At 71.8% G+C, this 17336-nt stretch carries 20 protein-coding genes; 13 read left to right on the forward strand and 7 right to left on the reverse strand.

The window, feature by feature from the left end:
• Positions 1-76: 76 nt before the first annotated feature.
• Positions 77-856 (forward strand): TetR/AcrR family transcriptional regulator C-terminal domain-containing protein, encoded by a 780-nt coding sequence (locus AC3RJ6_RS09515; RefSeq protein WP_491426813.1) that lies wholly within the window; start codon positions 77-79, stop codon positions 854-856.
• Between the two features lie 187 nt (positions 857-1043).
• On the opposite strand, the gene AC3RJ6_RS09520 is transcribed toward AC3RJ6_RS09515, so the two are convergent.
• Entirely contained in the window at positions 1044-1226 is a 183-nt protein-coding gene (locus AC3RJ6_RS09520; RefSeq protein WP_491426814.1) for an HPP family protein, read from the reverse strand.
• A gap of 28 nt (positions 1227-1254) precedes the next feature.
• The gene (locus tag AC3RJ6_RS09525; RefSeq protein WP_491426815.1) at positions 1255-2265 is read right to left on the reverse strand and encodes a malate dehydrogenase; all 1011 of its coding nucleotides are present in this window, start codon (positions 2263-2265) and stop codon (positions 1255-1257) included.
• A gap of 118 nt (positions 2266-2383) precedes the next feature.
• On the opposite strand from AC3RJ6_RS09525, the gene pip reads away from it, so the two are divergent.
• The 3 genes from pip (at position 2384) to AC3RJ6_RS09540 (ending at position 4812) form a co-directional block, all read left to right on the forward strand.
• Entirely contained in the window at positions 2384-3433 is a 1050-nt protein-coding gene (gene pip, locus AC3RJ6_RS09530) for a prolyl aminopeptidase (RefSeq protein WP_491426816.1), read from the forward strand.
• Positions 3434-3442: 9 nt separating this feature from the next.
• Positions 3443-4333 (forward strand): KPN_02809 family neutral zinc metallopeptidase, encoded by an 891-nt coding sequence (gene ypfJ, locus AC3RJ6_RS09535; protein WP_491426817.1) that lies wholly within the window; start codon positions 3443-3445, stop codon positions 4331-4333.
• 194 nt (positions 4334-4527) lie between these two features.
• Positions 4528-4812 carry a hypothetical protein gene (locus AC3RJ6_RS09540; RefSeq protein ID WP_491426818.1) on the forward strand — a complete coding sequence of 95 codons (285 nt, stop codon included), beginning with the start codon at positions 4528-4530 and terminating at the stop codon, positions 4810-4812.
• On the opposite strand, the gene AC3RJ6_RS09545 is transcribed toward AC3RJ6_RS09540, so the two are convergent.
• Positions 4804-5502, reverse strand: coding sequence for an alpha/beta fold hydrolase (locus AC3RJ6_RS09545; protein ID WP_491426819.1), 699 nt, complete (start codon positions 5500-5502; stop codon positions 4804-4806). The genes AC3RJ6_RS09540 and AC3RJ6_RS09545 overlap by 9 nt on opposite strands.
• Positions 5503-5512: 10 nt before the next feature.
• Positions 5513-6502 (reverse strand): EamA family transporter, encoded by a 990-nt coding sequence (locus tag AC3RJ6_RS09550; RefSeq protein WP_491426820.1) that lies wholly within the window; start codon positions 6500-6502, stop codon positions 5513-5515.
• 164 nt (positions 6503-6666) lie between these two features.
• Between AC3RJ6_RS09550 and AC3RJ6_RS09555 the strand changes: the two genes are divergently transcribed.
• The 3 genes from AC3RJ6_RS09555 (at position 6667) to AC3RJ6_RS09565 (ending at position 8758) form a co-directional block, all read left to right on the forward strand.
• Entirely contained in the window at positions 6667-7710 is a 1044-nt protein-coding gene (locus AC3RJ6_RS09555) for a zinc-dependent alcohol dehydrogenase family protein (protein ID WP_491426821.1), read from the forward strand.
• A 69-nt stretch (positions 7711-7779) separates the two neighbouring features.
• Entirely contained in the window at positions 7780-8487 is a 708-nt protein-coding gene (locus AC3RJ6_RS09560) for a DUF2510 domain-containing protein (RefSeq protein WP_491426822.1), read from the forward strand.
• 67 nt (positions 8488-8554) lie between these two features.
• Entirely contained in the window at positions 8555-8758 is a 204-nt protein-coding gene (locus tag AC3RJ6_RS09565) for a hypothetical protein (RefSeq protein WP_491426823.1), read from the forward strand.
• Between the two features lie 60 nt (positions 8759-8818).
• Here the strand turns inward: AC3RJ6_RS09565 and AC3RJ6_RS09570 are convergent, their stop codons facing one another.
• A complete protein-coding gene (locus tag AC3RJ6_RS09570) occupies positions 8819-10270 on the reverse strand; it encodes an MFS transporter (RefSeq protein ID WP_491426824.1) in 1452 nt (483 codons plus the stop codon).
• Positions 10271-10385: 115 nt separating this feature from the next.
• Between AC3RJ6_RS09570 and AC3RJ6_RS09575 the strand changes: the two genes are divergently transcribed.
• The 5 genes from AC3RJ6_RS09575 to cls all read left to right on the forward strand — a co-directional run bounded on the left by AC3RJ6_RS09575 (position 10386) and on the right by cls (position 15445).
• Positions 10386-11402 carry a PHP domain-containing protein gene (locus AC3RJ6_RS09575; RefSeq protein ID WP_491426825.1) on the forward strand — a complete coding sequence of 339 codons (1017 nt, stop codon included), beginning with the start codon at positions 10386-10388 and terminating at the stop codon, positions 11400-11402.
• Positions 11402-12220 carry a hypothetical protein gene (locus AC3RJ6_RS09580; protein WP_491426826.1) on the forward strand — a complete coding sequence of 273 codons (819 nt, stop codon included), beginning with the start codon at positions 11402-11404 and terminating at the stop codon, positions 12218-12220. The genes AC3RJ6_RS09575 and AC3RJ6_RS09580 overlap by 1 nt, the downstream gene beginning before the upstream one ends.
• Positions 12220-13098 (forward strand): hypothetical protein, encoded by an 879-nt coding sequence (locus AC3RJ6_RS09585; protein ID WP_491426828.1) that lies wholly within the window; start codon positions 12220-12222, stop codon positions 13096-13098. The genes AC3RJ6_RS09580 and AC3RJ6_RS09585 overlap by 1 nt, the downstream gene beginning before the upstream one ends.
• A 507-nt stretch (positions 13099-13605) precedes the next feature.
• Positions 13606-13869, forward strand: a complete 264-nt coding sequence (locus AC3RJ6_RS09590; RefSeq protein ID WP_491426829.1) for a hypothetical protein — start codon at positions 13606-13608, stop codon at positions 13867-13869.
• A 103-nt stretch (positions 13870-13972) separates the two neighbouring features.
• Positions 13973-15445 carry a cardiolipin synthase gene (cls, locus tag AC3RJ6_RS09595; RefSeq protein WP_491426830.1) on the forward strand — a complete coding sequence of 491 codons (1473 nt, stop codon included), beginning with the start codon at positions 13973-13975 and terminating at the stop codon, positions 15443-15445.
• A 39-nt stretch (positions 15446-15484) separates the two neighbouring features.
• Here cls and AC3RJ6_RS09600 read toward each other — a convergent pair whose 3' ends face one another.
• Positions 15485-15730: a hypothetical protein gene (locus AC3RJ6_RS09600; RefSeq protein WP_491426831.1), complete on the reverse strand. Its 246-nt coding sequence runs from the start codon at positions 15728-15730 to the stop codon at positions 15485-15487.
• On the opposite strand from AC3RJ6_RS09600, the gene AC3RJ6_RS09605 reads away from it, so the two are divergent.
• Entirely contained in the window at positions 15723-16181 is a 459-nt protein-coding gene (locus AC3RJ6_RS09605; protein ID WP_491426832.1) for a nuclear transport factor 2 family protein, read from the forward strand. The genes AC3RJ6_RS09600 and AC3RJ6_RS09605 overlap by 8 nt on opposite strands.
• A gap of 19 nt (positions 16182-16200) precedes the next feature.
• Here AC3RJ6_RS09605 and AC3RJ6_RS09610 read toward each other — a convergent pair whose 3' ends face one another.
• Entirely contained in the window at positions 16201-17175 is a 975-nt protein-coding gene (locus AC3RJ6_RS09610) for an epimerase (protein ID WP_491426833.1), read from the reverse strand.
• Between the last annotated feature and the right edge of the window lie 161 nt (positions 17176-17336).

Here is a 17336-nt window from a genome sequence, read left to right on the forward strand (position 1 = left end):
TCCCCGAGCCTCGCGCCATCGGGACGCGCGTCGCGGTGAACGCCGTGAGGCGTACGCAGAATGTAGGCTAGCGCGCATGCCCGCTGATTCCACGGGGCTCGGCGAGCCCGACCTCACCCTGCGACTGCTGTGGCGCGAGCGGCTCGGCCGACCCGTCGGCACCCGCGGTCCGAAGCAGCGGTCGAGCGTCGACGAGGTCGTCGAGGCGGCCGTGGTGCTCGCCGACGACGAGGGGCTCGAGGCGCTCTCGATGCGCCGCATCGCCGACCGGCTCGGCATGAAGCCGATGTCGGTCTACACCTACGTGCCGGGCCGCGCCGAGCTCATCGACCTCATGGTCGACCACGTCGCGGGCGAGGTGCCGCTGCCCGTGGCGTCGGGGTCGCTGCGCGACCGGCTCGCCCTCATCGCACGCCTGCAGTGGAACGAATACCTGCGCCACCCCTGGCTGCTCGCGATCGACACGAGCCGGCCGCCGCTCGGCCCGCACATCTCCGACCACTGGGAGTGGTGCCTGCGCGCGATCGACGGCTTCGGGTTCGACGACGTCGACCTCGACCGGGTGCTCACGATGCTGCTCGGCTTCGTGGCCGGGCCCGCCCGGGCGCACCTCGACGCCGAGCGGCTGCGCCGGTCGTCGGCCGAGTCCGACGACGACTGGTGGGCGCGCAACGCCCCGTTGCTCGACCGCATCATGGAGCCTGAGCGCTACCCGGTCTCGGGCCGGGTCGGCCAGGCCGCCGGTGCCCTCGACGTCGCCCCGACCGATGCCTTCGAGTTCGCCCTCGCCCGCGTCATCGACGGCATCGAGGCCTACCTCGCGGCGACGACCGCGGGTTCACCGTCCGCTGGTTGAGGAGCGCCGACGCGGAGCGGCGACGCGTCTCGAAACCTCCACCCGCTGGTTGAGGAGCGCCGACGCGGAGCGGCGACGCGTCTCGAAACCCCGTGAGCCGCTCTCAAAAGCTGCTCCCGAGGTTTCGAGACGCGTGCTCCTTCGTCGCGCGCTCCTCAACCGGCAGAAGGGGTCGCCGGAGCCGGTGTCAGCTGTCGGCCGGGGGCTTCATGATGAGCCCGGCGACCGCGCCGACGACGAGTCCGGCGGGCAGCCACAGCCAGAACGTCGTCCACAGGCTGATGACGACGCCGATGATGAGCCCGACGATGAGCCCGACGATGAGCTGCTTGCGGCGGGCGGCGGGCGACGGGCTGGGGGATTCGGCCATGAACCAAGCCTAGGCGGCGAGTTCGCCGTCAGATGAGCGAGAGCGCCCGCACCGCCTCGCGCTCGTCGGCGAGCTCGGCGACGGATGCCTCGACGCGGTGTCGCGCGAAGGCATCGAGCTCGAGCCCCTGCACGATGCGCCAGGCGCCCTCGACCGACTCGACCGGGAACGATGAGATGAGCCCCTCGGGCACCCCGTACGAGCCGTCGGAGACGACGGCGGCGCTCGTCCACCCGTTCGGTGTGCCGGCGACCCAGTCGCGCATGTGGTCGATGGTCGCGGCGGCGGCCGAGGCGACCGACGACGAGCCGCGCACCTCGATGATCTCGGCGCCGCGCTTGGCGACCCGCGGAATGAACTCGTCGACGAGCCACTCGCGGTAGCCGTCGGTGCCGAAGCGGGCGGTGAGCAGCGCCGGCACCGAGTCGCCGGCCGCGGTCGCGTGCGCGAGGTCGGGGAACTGCGTCGCCGAGTGGTTGCCCCAGATGGTCACGCCGCGCAGGTCGGCGACCGGGGTGTCGACCGTGACCGACAGCTGACCGAGCGCCCGGTTGTGGTCGAGCCGCGTGAGCGCGGTGAAGCGTTCGGCCGGCACGTCGGGGGCGTTCGACGCCGCGATGAGCGCGTTCGTGTTCGCCGGGTTGCCGACGACCACGACGCGGATGTCGTCGGCCGCGCCGGCGTTGATCGCCGCGCCCTGCGGGCCGAAGATTCCGCCGTTGGCGGCGAGCAGGTCGCCGCGTTCCATGCCCGCCGTGCGCGGGCGGGCGCCGACGAGGAGCGCGACGTTCGCACCCGAGAAGGCGGCCTTCGGGTCGTCGTAGACCTCGACGTGGCGCAGCAGCGGGAACGCCGAGTCCTGCAGTTCGAGCGCGGCGCCCTCGGCGGCGCGCACGCCCTGCGGGATCTCGAGCAGGTTGAGCCGCACGGGGGTGTCGGGGCCGAGCATCGCCCCGGAGGCGATGCGGAACAGGAGTGCGTATCCGATCTGTCCGCCGGCGCCCGTGAGCGTGACGGTGACCGGCTTCGTCGAAGCCATACCGAGAGCCTAACCACGCGAGGAGGTCGTTCGCTGCGGTCGGCGGGCGGTTGTCAACCCCGACCCCGTTGCGGCGCGGCACCGGGTCGCGGCATCCTGCGATCGATACCGTTGCCGCATGCGAGAGATGTATCCGGAGATCGAGCCGCTGGAGACCGGCATGCTCGACGTGGGGGACGGGCAGCACATCTACTGGGAGGTGTCGGGCAACCGCCACGGCAAGCCCGTGGTGTTCCTGCATGGCGGCCCCGGCGGCGGCACGTCGCCCTCGCACCGCCGGCTGTTCGACCCCGAGCGCTACCGCATCGTGCTCTTCGACCAGCGCGGTTGCGGCCTCTCGATCCCGCACGCGTCGGAGCCCGAGGCCGACCTGTCGGCCAACACCACCTGGCATCTCGTCGCCGACATGGAGCGGCTGCGCACCCACCTCGGCATCGACCGCTGGCAGGTGTTCGGCGGCTCGTGGGGCAGCGCGCTCGCGCTCGCCTACTCGCAGACGCATCCCGAGCGGGTCACCGAGCTCGTGCTGCGCGGCATCTTCACGCTGCGCAGGTCGGAGCTCGACTGGTTCTACGAGGGCGGCGCGTCGGCGCTGTTCCCCGACCTGTGGGAGGAGTTCGTCGCCCCCGTCGACCCGGCCGATCGCGCGCATCTCATCGAGGCGTACGGGCGGCTCCTCTCCGACCCCCGCCCCGAGGTCTACGAGCCGGCGGCGATCGCGTGGTCGCGCTGGGAGTCGTCGACGATCACCCTGCTGCCGCAGGCCGAGACGATCGCGCGCTTCACCGCGCCCGAGTACGCGGCGGCGTTCGCCCGCATCGAGAACCACTACTTCCGGCACGGCGGCTGGTGGGAGGAGGGGCAGCTCATCAGGGACGCGGAACGCCTGCGGGACATCCCCGCCGTCATCGTGCAGGGCCGTTACGACGTCTGCACCCCCGTCATGACCGCGTGGGACCTGCACCGCGCCTGGCCCGAGGCCGAGTTCATCATCGTCGACGACGCGGGCCACGCGTTCGACGAACCCGGCATCCTCGACGCGCTCATCACGGCGACCGACCGGTTCGCCGAGGAGGCGCTCGGGTCGGGTGCACCGGCGACCGGCGACGACGGCCCGGCGCTCGCCGAAGACGGTTGGGATGCCGCGGACGAGCCCGCGTCGGAGTAGCGTCGGCTCATGACGTTCGATCCGAATGCGGACATCTCGCGGGGCCGGGCCTCGAAGCGGGGGCGCAACACGGGCATCGCCGTCGGCGGCGGCCTCGGCGTGCTCGCGCTCGTCCTCATCGGGGGCTTCTTCGGGGTCGACCTGTCGGGTCTCCTCGGCAGCGGCGGCGTCGACCTCGGCGGTGGCGGCTCGACGGAGGACACGTCGCTCGAGCAGTGCCTCACGGGCGAGGACGCGAACGAGAACGTCGAGTGCCGCATGAAGGGCGCCGCGGCCTCGCTCGAGGAGTACTGGGAGCGCGAGGCGCAGCGCCTCGACTTCGACTACGTCGCCCCGAACGACCTCGTGATGTTCGACACGGCGACCTCGACGGGCTGCGGCAGCGCGTCGGCGGCCACGGGGCCGTTCTACTGCCCGCCCGACCAGACGATCTACCTCGACGTCAGCTTCTACGACGAGCTGCGCCAGCGGTTCGGGTCGAGCGGCGGGCCGCTCGCCGAGATGTACGTCGTCGCGCACGAGTGGGGCCACCACGTGCAGAACGTGCTCGGCATCCTCGAGCAGGCGCAGGACGGGCAGACCGGGCCGGCGTCGAACGCCGTGCGCGTCGAATTGCAGGCCGACTGCTTCGCGGGCGCCTGGGCGGCGAGCGCTTCGAGCGTGCCCGACGTCAACGGCGTGCCGTTCTTGAAGCCCATCTCGCCGGAGCAGTACCGCGACGCGCTGAGCGCGGCCGCGGCCGTCGGCGACGACCGCATCCAGCAGGCCGCGCAGGGCCAGGTGAACCCGCACACGTTCACGCACGGCACGAGCGAGCAGCGGGTCGACTGGTTCCGCACCGGGTTCGAGCAGGGCGCCGGCGCGTGCGACACCTTCTCGGTGCCCGCGAACCGGCTCTGAGGCTCGGACTCGTCGACGCGGGGCGACCCCCGGTCGCGGATCACGCCGCTCGCGCCCGAGCGACGTCGACCCCGGGCGGCACCGTTCAGAACCCGCGTCATGATCTCTGCGGCATCGCGTCTCTTCGGTGAAGGGCGCCGCTGGAGCGCCCGTGGAGCGACGGGAGCTCGGAGATGCGACGACGCAGGATTCCGGTGCCGCACCGCGAATTCTTCCGTGCGGTGATGATCGACGAGACGGTGGCGCTCGCGTGCACGTGCCCGCGCGGCGTGGACCACTGGTACGCCGAGCCGCAGACGACCACCGGGTCGGCCGAGTCGGCCGACGCGGCAGGCGTCACGGCGACGACCGAGGCGAGCCGTTCGACCGGCCCGGCCGAGGCCGAGACGGAGAACGCCGGCCGACCGGCCGCAGGGTCGATCGCGGCCCTCACTGCCGAACGCGCCGACGCCGAGCCCGCCGCCCGGCCGTCAGCCTGAGACGGCCGCGACGATCGCCTGCCCGAGCTGCACGGGCTTCGTGAACTGCGGCCAGTGGCCGGTCGGCAGGTCGATGTAGTCGACGTGGTCGACCTTCGCGAGCTCGCGCACGTAGGGCACCTCGGCGGCGATCCACTCGGTGAGCATCGCGCTCGGGAACTCGCAGGCGATGATCGTGATCGGCACCGAGTAGCGGCGGTCGTCGCGCAGCTCGATCGGGTCGTACGCGACCGCGACCGGTTCGGGCACGGAGCGAGCACGGAACTCGGCGCGCAGCGCGTCGTCGAGGTCGACGAGGTCTTCGTCGCCGAACACCTCCCACGGGGGCAGCGGGATCTCGCCGTCGACGATCGGCAACTCGTCGTTGATCGAGTCGCCGTCGGCGAGCGGGCCCGCGTCGACGTAGACGACCCGCGCGATGCGGTCGGGTCGTGCGTCGACGACGCCGTGCGCGACCGCGCCGCCGCCCGAGTGCCCCACGAGCACGACCGGCCCCGGCAGCGCGTCGACCGCCGCCACGACCGCGTCGATGTGATCTCGGAGACCGATGCCCGAGCGGTCGGCGTCGACCGACTCGAGGCCCGGCAGGGTGAGGGGATGCACCGTGTGCCCCGCCTCTTCGAGGAGCGGGGTCACCTGCGACCACGATGACGCGTCGAGCCAGAATCCGGGAATGAGGATGAGGTCCATACCGGCGACGTTAGGGCCGACCGGTGACATCGGCGGACCGCACGGGCTGTGCCGGCTCGGTGCTGCGGCGTCGGCCGCCGGCACCGCCCGCCGCGAGCACGACGATGCCGGCGGCGAGCACCGAGAGCCCCACCGCGGCGCCCGCCGTCAGCTGCTCCCCGAGCAGGGCGACTCCGAGCACGCCCGCGGTCAGCGGCTCGGCGAGCGTGAGCGTCGAGACCGTGGCCGGTGCGAGCCCCGTGAGGCCGTAGCCGAACAGCACGTACGCGAGCGTGGTGGTGACCAGCCCGAGCCACGCGGCCGTCGCGAGCCCTGCGGGGGTCGCGAGCCACGAGGCATCCGAGCCGAAGAGCACGGGCACCGCGGCCGCCGCCGCCGTGCCGAAGAGCGCGCCCATGCTGCCCGTCGACGACCAGCCGCGGTCGAGCAGCGCCTTCGCCGCGAGCGTGTAGACCGCGTACGACGCACCGGCGCCGACCGAGGCGAGCAGGCCGAGCGGCCCCACCGACGCGTCGGCGCCCGCGCCGCCCGCCGTGCTCGCCGCGAGGATCGCGACCCCGGCCGTCGCGATCGCGGTCGCGACCGCCCAGCGGTGGCCGGGGTAGCGACGGCGCAGCGTCCAGTCGAGCGCGCCCGTCAGCACCGGTGCCGAGCCGAGCGCGACGACCGTGCCCACGGCGACGCCGTTCGCCGCGGTGCCGGCGAAGAACGCTGGCTGGTAGGCGAGCACGCCCGCGGCGCCCGCCGCGACGAGCAGCCAGGCCGGCAGCGGATGCCTCGCGGTGAGCGGTCGCGCTGGGCCGGTCGGCGGCGCGGCGGGTGTCCCGTCCGCGTCGCGCCGCCGCCGGAGCCCGAGGGCGAGCAGCCCGAGCGCGCCGCCGCCGATCACGAGCCGGGCGGCCCCGAGCGAGATCGCGCCGGCGTCGGGTCCGAGCGCCTGCGCAGTGCCGGTCGTGCCGAAGCACACGGCGGCGAGGAGCACGGCGAACACGAAACGCATGAAAGATTGTTACACAATTTCGCCCCGGCGGCAGCCTCGCGTGGGCGCGACCCCCGCGGGCCGGTAGGCTGCCGGATGTCGCGCGCGCGGCGCGGGTGGGGCCGCCGGGCCGAGCGATACACCGCGTCCCGACCCGACGGGCCGGCTGAACCGAGAGGACCCCCGTGCGCGCCGTGCTCTTCGACGACTTCGGAGCCCAGCCCCGCCTCACCGAGGTGCCCGAGCCCGCCTGCCCGCCCCGCGGCGCCGTCATCCGCGTGCGCGCGACCGGGCTCTGCCGCAGCGACTGGCACGCCTGGATGGGCCACGACGACACCGTGAGCCTGCCGCACGTTCCCGGCCACGAGTTCGCCGGCGAGATCGCCGCGCTCGGCTCGGAGATCGCGGAGGACAGCGGCTGGCAGGTCGGCGACCGCGTCACCGCCCCGTTCATCTGCGCGTGCGGACGCTGCGACGAGTGCCGCTCGGGCAACGAGCAGGTGTGCGACCACCAGTCGCAGCCGGGCTTCACGCACTGGGGGTCGTTCGCCGAGCTCGTCGCGATCGACGAGGCCGAGCTCAACCTCATCCGCCTGCCCGAGTCGCTCGGCTTCGTCGAGGCGGCCTCGCTCGGCTGCCGCTTCGCGACCGCCTACCGCGCGATCGTGTCGCGCAGCCGTCTCGCGCCCGGCGAGCAGATCGCGGTGCACGGATGCGGCGGCGTCGGCCTCTCCGCGATCATGATCGCCGTCGCGGCCGGTGTGAAGGTCTACGGCGTGGATGTCTCGGACGCGGCGCTCTCGGCGGCCGAGTCGCTCGGCGCCGTGCCCGTGCAGGGTGGCGAGGGCGCCGCTGCGCGGATCGTCGAGGCCTCGGGCGGCGGGGTCGACGTCTCGGTCGACGCGTTCGGATCGAGCGAGACCTCGTTCGCCTCGGTGCAGAGCCTCAAGAAGCGCGGACGCCACGTGCAGATCGGGCTCATGGTCGGCGACTCCGCGCTCGCCGCGATGCCGATGGACGCCGTCATCGCCGGCGAGCTCGAGCTGCTCGGCAGCCACGGCATGGCCGCGCACGAGTACCCGTCGATGCTCGGGGCGGTCGCCTCGGGCGACTTCCGCCCGATCGAGCTCGTCGGCCGTCGCATCACGCTCGACGAGGTGCCGGCGGCGCTCGCCGCGATGGGCACCGCCGGCGCCTCCGGCTCGGGCATGACCGTCGTCGAGCTCTAGCGACGGCCGGTCCCCGGGCGCCCGGTGGGTCGCGCGGCCTACGATGGGCTCGACCCGACTGGAGGAACGATGAGCGATCCGCGACTGCCCCCGCCCGGCTGGTATCCCGAGCCGAGCGGTGTCGAGGGCCAGCGCTGGTGGGACGGAACCCGCTGGACGGAGTACGCGACCCCGCTCGCACCGCCGCCCCAGCCCGTGCAGCCGGCCTACCGGGCCGAGCAGCCGCAGTACGGGGCGTACGCGCAGCCGCAGCAGCCGGCCCCGTACGGCAGCGCGCAGCCGGCGGTCGCGGTCGGCACACCGACCGATACGGTGTGGATCTGGCTCATCATCTTCGTGCCGGTGCTCGGCGTCGTGCCGTTCTTCCTCGTCGACTGGCATCGGGTCATGGGGCTGGGCATGGCCGCGCAGAACTCGCTCGACCCGGCCGCGCAGCTCGCCGTCTACACCGACCCCTGGTACATCGTCAGCTCTCTGAGCGGCTGGGTGATTCTCGGCCTTGTCGTGCTCTTCGCGTATCTCGACCGACGCGAACTGCTGCGGCGTGGATTCGCGCGACCGTTCCACTGGGCGTGGGCGTTCTTCGCGTTCGTCAGCACCCTCGTCTATGTGATCGGCCGCTCGGTCGTGGTCAAGCGGGAGGCCGGTCGGGGATCCGCCCCGATGTGGGTCGCGATCGCGATCAACGTCGCGATCATCGTCGGGGGGATCGTGTGGTTCGTCGCACTGATGGCCGAGGTCTTCCGCATGGCCGTGGAGCTGGCCCCGACGTACTGACGCCGGGAGCTGTGCATCGGGGCCCCGCGCCGCTAGCCTGACCCCATACGAACAGGGAGGTCGGCTCATGGATCTCGGCATCATCGCCATCATCGGCGTCGTGGTCGTCATCATCGCCTCGGCGATCTGGCTGGCCCTCCGCGAGCGGCGCACCCGCACTCGTCCCGGCGATCCGCACGTCGCGCTGCACTCGGGCGATCGCGCGCACAGCGAGGCCGTCGCGGGCGCTCACGTCGCCGACGCGGTGCGCGATGGCGGCGGGGTGCTCTGACGCGCTGACACGACGCGACGCCCGCCCCGGTTCGCCAGGACGGGCGTCGCGTCGTGTTGCTCAGGCGTCGACGGCGACCGATGCCGTCGACGTCGTCGCGTCGTCGGCCGAGGCGGTCGCACCGCCGCGCGCCCCGCGCAGGAACAGTGCGGTCGCGATGAACCCGAGCACGGCGACGACGCCCGCGCCGAGGAACGCCGCCGAGAAGCCGGCGGTGAGCGCCGCGGCATCCGCCCCGCCCGCCGTGACGGCCGCGCCCACCGCCGTGAGCACCGCGAGCCCGACGGCCGAGCCGATCTGGTAGCTCGTGTTCACGAGGCCCGAGGCGACGCCCGTCTCCTCGGGGTTCGCTGCGCCGATCGCGGTGCCGAGCGACGGCACGAACGCGAGTGCCATGCCGAGGGCGGCGACGAGCGACGCAGGCAGCACGTCGGCGACGTAGCTGCCGTCGGGCCGGGCGAGCGAGAGCCAGCCGAGGCCGACCGCGAGCAGCACGAAGCCGGTGACGATGAGCGGCTTCGCGCCGAACCTGGCCTGCAGACGCGGGGCGAGCGCGACCATGCCGATCACGATGAGGGCGGTCATCGGCAGGAGCGCCGCTCCTGAGGCGAACGCACCGGCGCCGAGCACCTGCTGCAGGTAGAGGTTCAGGAAGAACCACATCGGCACCCAGGCGGCGCCGAGCAGCAGCTGGGCGAGGTTCGCGGCGCCGAGGCGCGGTGCCCGGAAGATGCCGAGCCGCAGCAGCGGCTGGCGGCTGCGCGCCTGGATCACGAAGAACAGGGCGAGCAGTACGGCGCCGACCGTGAGGGCCACGATCGTCTCGGCCGAGGCCCAGCCGACCTCGGGTGCGCGCACCACGCCGTAGACGACCGCGGCGAGTCCGCCCGTTGCGGTGATGGCGCCGGCGACGTCGACCGATCCGCGACGACGAGGCACGGCGGGCAGGGCGAGCGGCGTGAGCGCGATGACGAGCACGGCGATCGGCACGGTCACGTAGAACACCCACGGCCAGCTCGCGTACTCGGTGAGCACGCCGCCGAGGAAGACGCCGGCGGTGCCGCCGATGGGCGCCGCGGCACCGTAGACGGCGAATGCGCGGGGGAGTTCGGGCGTGCCGCCGAAGAGGACCATGAGCAGGGTGAGCGCGGCGGGGGCGATGAGCGCGGCGCCCGCACCCTGCACGGCGCGGCCGGCGATCTCGAGGCCGACGTTCGAGGCGGCGCCGGCGAGCACCGAGCCGGCGGCGAGCGTCAGCCACCCGGCGATGAAGACCCGGCGGGCGCCGAACAGGTCGGAGAGGCGGCCGCCGAGCAGCAGCAGTCCGCCGAAGGCGATGACGTAGGCGTTGAACACCCACGACAGCGACTCGGGCGTGAAGCCGAGCTCGGCCTGGATGTCGGGCAGGGCGACGCCGATGATCGACGTGTCCATGATGACGACGAACTGGGCCGCAGCGATGAGCGCGAGGCCGAGCCACCGACGTGGTGCGGCGGCCGTGGAGGTGGACATGATGTGCTGCTCCTTCGGATCTGCTTGGAACTAAATACCCCTAGGGGGTATAGATATACCGACGAATCCGGCCCGCGTCAAGCGCGATGCGGTCGACTCGCGACACAATCGGGGTATGGATCCCGTGACGGCCCTCGAGGAGATCGCGTTCCACCTCGAACGCGATCGCGCCTCGGCGTACAAGTCGAAGGCGTTCCGCAAGGCCGCCGACGCGATCCGCGACCTGTCGCCCGACGAACTCGCCGCCCGCGCGGCCGACGGCCGGCTGCGACGCACCGCGGGCGTCGGCGACTCGACGTTCGCCGTCATCTCGCAGGCGCTCGCGGGCGAAGTCCCCGAGCGGCTCGCCGACCTGCGCGCGAAGGCCGGGCTCTCGCCGGCGGGAACCGCCGCCAACGGGCTGCGGGCCGACCTCCGCGGCGACCTGCACGCGCACACCGAGTGGTCCGACGGCACGACGAGCCTCGCCGTCATGGCGAAGTCGGCCGAAGCGCAGGGCCTCGAGTACCTCGCGATCACCGACCACTCGCCGAGCCTCAGGGTCGCGAACGGGCTGAGCGCCGAGCGCCTCGCCGAACAGCAGGAGCTCATCGAGGTCGTGCAGGCCGGCGAGCCGAACCTGCGCCTGCTCGCCGGCATCGAGGTCGACATCCTCGTCGACGGCTCGCTCGATCAGACGCCCGACATGCTCGACCGGCTCGACATCGTGGTCGCGAGCGTGCACTCGAAGCTGCGCACCGAGCGGGCCGAGATGACGAGACGGATGCTCCGTGCCATCGCCGACCCGCACATGAACGTGCTCGGCCACTGCACGGGCCGACTCGTCGAGGGCTCCCGCGGCACCCGCCCGCAGTCGGAGTTCGACGCCGAGGCCGTGTTCGCGGCGTGCGCCGAGCACGGCGTCGCCGTCGAGATCAACTCTCGCCCAGAGCGGCAGGACCCGCCCGACGACCTGATCGCGATCGCCCTCGACGCCGGGTGCCTGTTCTCGATCGACAGTGACGCGCACGCGCCCGGCCACCTGTCGTTCCTCGAGCTCGGCGCAGCGCGCGCCGAGGCGAACGGCGTGCCCGCCGACCGCATCGTCACGACGTGGCCGGTCGAGCGGCTGCTCGAGTGGGCGCGCGGCTGATGGGCGGCATGCGAGCGGCGCGCGCCGCGGCGGCGGCCGTGGCGGCGATCACGGTCGTGCTGCTGACCGGCTGCGTGAGCGGCCCGGCCGCGCCCGATCCGTCATCCGCATCGTCACCGTCAGCATCGCCGAGCGGGTCACCGGGGAGCGGGCTCGATCCCGAGACGATCCTGACGTGCGGGGGTGTCGAGGTGACGGCCGGCGCCCTCGATCAGCAGGTGCCCGTATCGTCGCTGCCGCCCGCCTTCGGGGCACTCCTCGATGAGTCGCCCGTCGTGCCGATCGACGATCTCGACGACTGGTTCGTCGCCGTCGATCGCGACGACCACGTCGTGCTCATGCGCGAGGCCGACCCGCCCGTCGACCTCGGTGGCGGAGACGTGCGCGACTTCGACCTGATCTCGGTCTCTGCGAACCCGGGCGCGATGCCGATCGACGACAACTGGGGCGTCGACACGGCGACGAGCTGCTCGCCTCGCATCGACCTCGGCGGGCTCGGCGAGGCGTCGCTGACCCTCGACCCCGCGGCCATGCCCCGACCCGCCGATCGTGAGATCGCACTGCTCGCGACCGAGCGGTCGTGCAACTCGGGGCAGCCGGCAACGGGGCGCATCGAGGTGGTCGACGTCGTCGAGACCGAGACCGCGGTCGAGCTCGTCGTCGGCGTCGCGCCGCAGACCGACGGGGCGTACACGTGCCAGAGCAACCCGCCGACGCCGTTCACCGTCGAACTCGAGCACGAACTCGGTGACCGGGTGCTCCTCGACGCATCGGTGGTTCCCGCGCACGAGATCATCGCGCCGGGGGCGATCCGCTGATGCCGGCGACGAGGGGCGAGTCGCCGAGCGAGACGCGCGGCGAGCTCCTCGCCCTCGTGCGCGCGCAGGCCGAGCGACGCCGGCCGACCGACCTCGTGCGCCAGTACCGCGACGACGGGTTCGTCGCGCCGAGCCCGATCGACCAGCGCCTCTCCACGACCCTCGACCGGCTGGCGCTCGATTCGGCGCCGTTCGCCGAGGCACTGCTGCTCTCGCCCGTTGCGCCGCTCGGCACCAGCTCGGTCGTCGCCCCGACCTCGCAAGACCGCACGGTCTCGACGATCCGCACCACCGAGGTCGTCTCCGATCCCACGAACGTGCTCGCGCTCGAATGCGCCGCGCGGCTCGCGGAGTCGCCCGAGCCCGTGCACCTCGCGACAGTGCACCAGACGATGCGCGCGCAGTCGCTCACGGGCGGCAAGCCCTCGCACTCGCGCCACTTCCGGCTGTTCGCGCTCGCCTCGGCCGGGCGTGCGCAGGCCGACGACGGCTTCGAGGTCGACGCGGTCGCTCGTCAGCTCGGCGTGTTCGACCGGTTCTTCGACGCCTGCGCCGACGAACTCGGGCTCGCGTTCCGCGACCGGCGCGCGATCGTGCGCACGGCGCCCGGGGCGCAGACGCTCGGCGACCGGATCCGCGAGCGCCTCTCCGAGCGTTTGCCGCACGTCGAGACAACGGCCGAGACGCTCGCGTCGAACTACTACGACGGGCTCAGGGTCGGGTTCGGCGCGCACGACCGCGCCGGCGACTTCGTCGAGATCGCCGACCTCGGCCGGTTCGACTGGGTGGCGCGTCTGCGCAGCGACCGGCGGCTGCGCCTCGTCGCGAGTGGACTCGGCATCCAGCTCGTGCCGCTGCTGTTCGGCGACGCGCGCTGAACTGCTGCCATCATGGCCGAGTGGACGACGAGCAGGCCTTTCCCGAGATCCCCCTGACCGGCGGCAACATGGAGCCCGTCGTCCGTGTGGGCGACACCGTGCGCCGGGTCGCGGGGGAGTGGACGCCCGCCGTGCACGCCCTGCTCGCCGCCGTGCGGGCTTCGGGCGTCGACGAGGTGCCCGAGCCCTTCGGCCTCGACGAGTCCGGTCGCGAGGTCGTGAGCTTCATCGAGGGAGGCATGCTCGTCGACGCGCCGTTCGAGGTGCAGTGGTCGACCGCCGTGCTCGAGCAGGCCGGCCGGTTGCTGAGACGCGTGCACGAGGCATCCCTGCCGCTCGCCCACGACCCGGCGCTCACGTGGCGAAGGCCGCCGCACGAACCCGTCGAAGTGGTGCGCCACAACGACGTCGCCCCGTACAACCTCGTCGTCGAGGGTAGGCGCATCGTCGGGCTCATCGACTTCGACTTCGCCGCGCCTGCACGATCTCGCCTACCTGGCGTACCGCATGGCGCCGTTCGCCGAGGACGCGGAGGGGTACGACCCCGACACGACGTCCGACGGGGAGCGACCGGTCGACCGGGTGCGCCGGCTCGTCGCCGCCTACGGCGCCGACTACTCGGTGACCGAGGTGCTCGCGGCCGCCGCCGAGCGGCTCGACGAGCTCGCCCGCTTCACCGACGGCCGTGCCGCGACGACCGGACGCGACGACTTCGTCGAGCATGCGGCGATGTACCGGCGGGATGCCGCGCGCCTGCGCTCGTCCGAGTGACCGCCGACCGCTATCGTTGTCTCACCCGCGGCGGCGAGGGGTGCCGCCGGGCCCGAGGAGGAGCCATGATCCGTTACAGCCGTGAGTCCGACGGACGGCGTTCGTGAACTTCGATCCGACGGTCTTCTGGACTGTCGTGCTCATCCTCGCGGACTGGACCATCCGCATCATCGCGCTCTTCATCGTGCCGAAGGATCGCAAGCCGACGGCGGCGATGGCGTGGTTGCTCGCGATCTTCCTCATCCCGTTCATCGGCGTGCTCCTGTTCCTCATCATCGGCAACGCCAAGCTGCCCGAGAAGCGGCGCAAGCGTCAGCAGGAGGTCGACGCGCTGATCGCGCAGAATGTCGACGCCCACGACTACACGGTCGACCGCTCGACCTGGCCGGCGTGGTTCGCCTCGATCGTGCAGCAGAACCGCACGCTCGGCGCCCTGCCCGCATCGGGTGGCAACCGAGCCGAGCTCATCGGCGACTACCAGGCCTCGATCGACCGCATGGCCGCCGAGATCGACACGGCGCAGTCGTGGGTGAACATCGAGTTCTTCATCGTCGCGTGGGACGACACGACCCGCGAGTTCTTCGCCGCGATGGAGCGTGCGGTGCAGCGCGGTGTGAAGGTGCGCCTGATGATGGACTACATCGCGTCGGCGAAGGTGCCCATCCACAAGCAGACGATCGCCGAGCTCGACCGCATCGGCGTCGCGTGGAAGTACCTGCTGCCCGTGAAGCCGTTCAAGGGGCAGTTCCAGCGGCCCGACCTGCGCAACCACCGCAAGCTCGTCGTCGTCGACGGGCACGTCGGTTACACCGGTTCGCAGAACCTCATCTCGCGCGACTACGACTCGCCGAAGAACCAGAAGCGCGGACTCATGTGGCAGGAGCTGGTGACGCGCGTCACCGGGCCGACGGTCGCGGCGATCAACACCGTCTTCCTCTCCGACTGGTACGCCGAGACCGGTGAGAACCTCATGGACACGGCGCACGTCAAGGTCGCCGAGCTCGCGCTCGACGAGTCGCCCGAGGCGCTCGTCTGCCAGGTCGTGCCGAGCGGCCCGTCGTTCGACGAGGAGAACAACCTGCGCATGTTCCTCGGCCTCGTCAACGCCGCGCAGGAGAAGGTCATCATCACGAGCCCGTATTTCGTGCCCGACGAGGCGATGATGTACGCGATCACCTCGGCGAAGTTCCGCGGCCTCGACGTGCAGCTCTTCGTCTCGGAGATCGGCGACCAGGGCATGGTGTGGCACGCGCAGCGGTCGTACTACGAGCCGCTCCTGCGCGCGGGCGTGCGCATCTTCATGTACCCGGGCCCGTACATCCTGCACTCGAAGCACATGACGATCGACGACGACATCGCGTTCATCGGCTCGAGCAACATGGACATCCGCTCGTTCCTGCTCAACTTCGAGATCTCGATGCTCGTGCGCGGCGAGTCGTTCGTGCGCGACATGCGCGAGGTCGAGGAGGGCTACCGGCAGATCAGCAAGGAGCTCACCCTCGACGCCTGGCTCAACGAGCCGACGCGCGCGAAGTTCCTCGACGGCGTCGCGCGGCTGACGTCGGCGCTCGAGTAGCGGAGCGGCATCCGCTTCGCTAGAGGGCGGTGCCCGGTCTCAGGCCGGCGTGCCGCCCTCGACCGCGCTCAGCACGGCGTCGACGTCGCTCTCGTCGGAGCCGAGCCCCGCGTCGGCGAGGCGGTCGCGCACCATGCCGCGCGCGTCGTCGACGTGGCCGAGCAGCAGGTCGCCGCGAACCTGTTCGATCACGCCGTCGAGCTTCTCTGCGCGCGTCGCGTCGTCGGAGCCGGCCTCGACGGGTTCGGCCTGCAGGTCGTCGTTGCGCTCGTGAAAGGTGTCCATCGGCCGATGCTCGCAGCTCGACGGCCGGGCGCCAACCCCCTTCACAACACGCGCTGAATGTGCTCGGATCGCCCGCATGAGTGATCTCACCCTCGACGAACTGCTCGCCATCGAACACGACGGCTGGTCATCGCTGTGCTCCGGCACGGGCGGGGCCTTCTACGGCGAGCTGATGACCGACGACGCCGTGATGGTGCTCGTGAACGGAATGGTGCTCGACCGCGATGCCATCGCGAGCTCGCTCGACGACGCACCGCCGTGGGCGCGGTACGAACTCAGCGACGCGCGCCTGGTCGACATTGGCGAGGATGCAGCCGCCCTCGTCTATCGTGCGGTCGCGTCGCGGGATGACGGCAGCGAGACGTTCGAGGCGCTCATGTCGAGCGTCTATCGCCGCGTCGACGGGCGGCCGCGGCTGGCGCTGTATCAGCAGACGACGATCACGCACTGAGGGGGCCGGGCCACCTTGCTCAGCGAGCCGAGACGTTCGTGATGGCGGCACGCACGTCGGGGTACTCGAAGGTGTAGCCGGCCTCGACGAGAGCAGCGGGAAGCACCCACCGGCTCTTGAGGACGAGTTCGGGTTCGGTGCGCAGCGCCCACATCGCGGGTTCGAGCATCCACCTCCAGGCTGGGAGGCCGACGGGTGCGCCCACGCTGTAGCGCAGGGTTCGCATCAGCGTTCGGTTGTCGGTCGGATTCGGGCTCGCGAGGTTCACGGGGCCGGAAATGTCATCGCGGTCACGGATGAAACGGATGGCGCCGATGACGTCGTCGAGGTGGATCCAGCTGAACTTCTGCCGCCCCCGGGTGCGATGCCACACCGACTGATCGGCACCGGTCGGCGCCGGCCCGATGCCCCGGTAGCGTCTGTGCGGGAACCACGGGCTGTCGATCTGCGGACCGCCGAGGCCGAGGCGTGCGAGTGTCACCAGCGACTTCGTCGCCGGTCCGTCACCCAGCACGATGGCCATGCGGAGCGCGACTCGGCGAGTGTGCGGCAGATCGCCGGCGAAGAACTCCCGCTCCCAGTTGCGCGCCACGTCGACGGAGAACCCCTCGCCGAGTTCACCGTCGGCTTCGGTGTTCGGCCGATGCATGCTGTGCCGGTAGATCGTCGCGGTCGAAGCATTCAGCCACAGCGCGGGTGGCGCCTCGGCGATTCGAACCGCTTCGCGGAGTGCGCGCGTGGTGTCGACCCTGGATCGGAGGATCTCGTTGCGGTTCGCGTCGGTGTAGCGGCAGTTCACCGACTTGCCGGCCATGTTCACGAGCACCGACGATCCGTCGACGGCACGGGCGATCGCAGAGGGATCGCTCCACGTGACTTCTCCGGTTCGACCGATCCGCCGCACGACGTATCCGTCGTCGATGAGGGAGTGAACGATCGCGGTGCCGACGAACCCGCTTGCGCCCGCGACCACGGCGACCGGCGTCTGCGACATGTGACCCCCAGTTCATTCCGGCGCTGTCGCCAGCGTAGTGAAGCGACCGGGCGGGTCCGCGAGAACACAAGAAGACCACCAAGGCTACCCGGGGGTCTTCATCCGGTGGCTCCGACCGACTCGATTCGATGACCTTTCGATTTTCAGTGAGCCTGGGCGGT

The sequence above is a fragment of the Agromyces cucurbitae genome (genome assembly GCF_058349945.1).

Excerpts from the sequence above, each read along its gene's own strand:
- AC3RJ6_RS09610 (WP_491426833.1), bottom strand. The coding sequence starts at position 17,175 with ATGTCGCAGACGCCGGTCGCCGTGGTCGCGGGCGCAAGCGGGTTCGTC.
- AC3RJ6_RS09590 (WP_491426829.1), top strand. The coding sequence starts at position 13,606 with ATGGCGCCGTTCGCCGAGGACGCGGAGGGGTACGACCCCGACACGACG.
- AC3RJ6_RS09580 (WP_491426826.1), top strand. The coding sequence starts at position 11,402 with ATGGGCGGCATGCGAGCGGCGCGCGCCGCGGCGGCGGCCGTGGCGGCG.
- pip (WP_491426816.1), top strand. The coding sequence starts at position 2,384 with ATGCGAGAGATGTATCCGGAGATCGAGCCGCTGGAGACCGGCATGCTC.
- AC3RJ6_RS09600 (WP_491426831.1), bottom strand. The coding sequence starts at position 15,730 with ATGGACACCTTTCACGAGCGCAACGACGACCTGCAGGCCGAACCCGTC.
- AC3RJ6_RS09585 (WP_491426828.1), top strand. The coding sequence starts at position 12,220 with ATGCCGGCGACGAGGGGCGAGTCGCCGAGCGAGACGCGCGGCGAGCTC.
- AC3RJ6_RS09545 (WP_491426819.1), bottom strand. The coding sequence starts at position 5,502 with ATGGACCTCATCCTCATTCCCGGATTCTGGCTCGACGCGTCATCGTGG.
- AC3RJ6_RS09565 (WP_491426823.1), top strand. The coding sequence starts at position 8,555 with ATGGATCTCGGCATCATCGCCATCATCGGCGTCGTGGTCGTCATCATC.
- AC3RJ6_RS09575 (WP_491426825.1), top strand. The coding sequence starts at position 10,386 with ATGGATCCCGTGACGGCCCTCGAGGAGATCGCGTTCCACCTCGAACGC.
- AC3RJ6_RS09525 (WP_491426815.1), bottom strand. The coding sequence starts at position 2,265 with ATGGCTTCGACGAAGCCGGTCACCGTCACGCTCACGGGCGCCGGCGGA.
- AC3RJ6_RS09570 (WP_491426824.1), bottom strand. The coding sequence starts at position 10,270 with ATGTCCACCTCCACGGCCGCCGCACCACGTCGGTGGCTCGGCCTCGCG.
- ypfJ (WP_491426817.1), top strand. The coding sequence starts at position 3,443 with ATGACGTTCGATCCGAATGCGGACATCTCGCGGGGCCGGGCCTCGAAG.
- AC3RJ6_RS09560 (WP_491426822.1), top strand. The coding sequence starts at position 7,780 with ATGAGCGATCCGCGACTGCCCCCGCCCGGCTGGTATCCCGAGCCGAGC.
- AC3RJ6_RS09520 (WP_491426814.1), bottom strand. The coding sequence starts at position 1,226 with ATGGCCGAATCCCCCAGCCCGTCGCCCGCCGCCCGCCGCAAGCAGCTC.
- AC3RJ6_RS09515 (WP_491426813.1), top strand. The coding sequence starts at position 77 with ATGCCCGCTGATTCCACGGGGCTCGGCGAGCCCGACCTCACCCTGCGA.
- AC3RJ6_RS09550 (WP_491426820.1), bottom strand. The coding sequence starts at position 6,502 with ATGCGTTTCGTGTTCGCCGTGCTCCTCGCCGCCGTGTGCTTCGGCACG.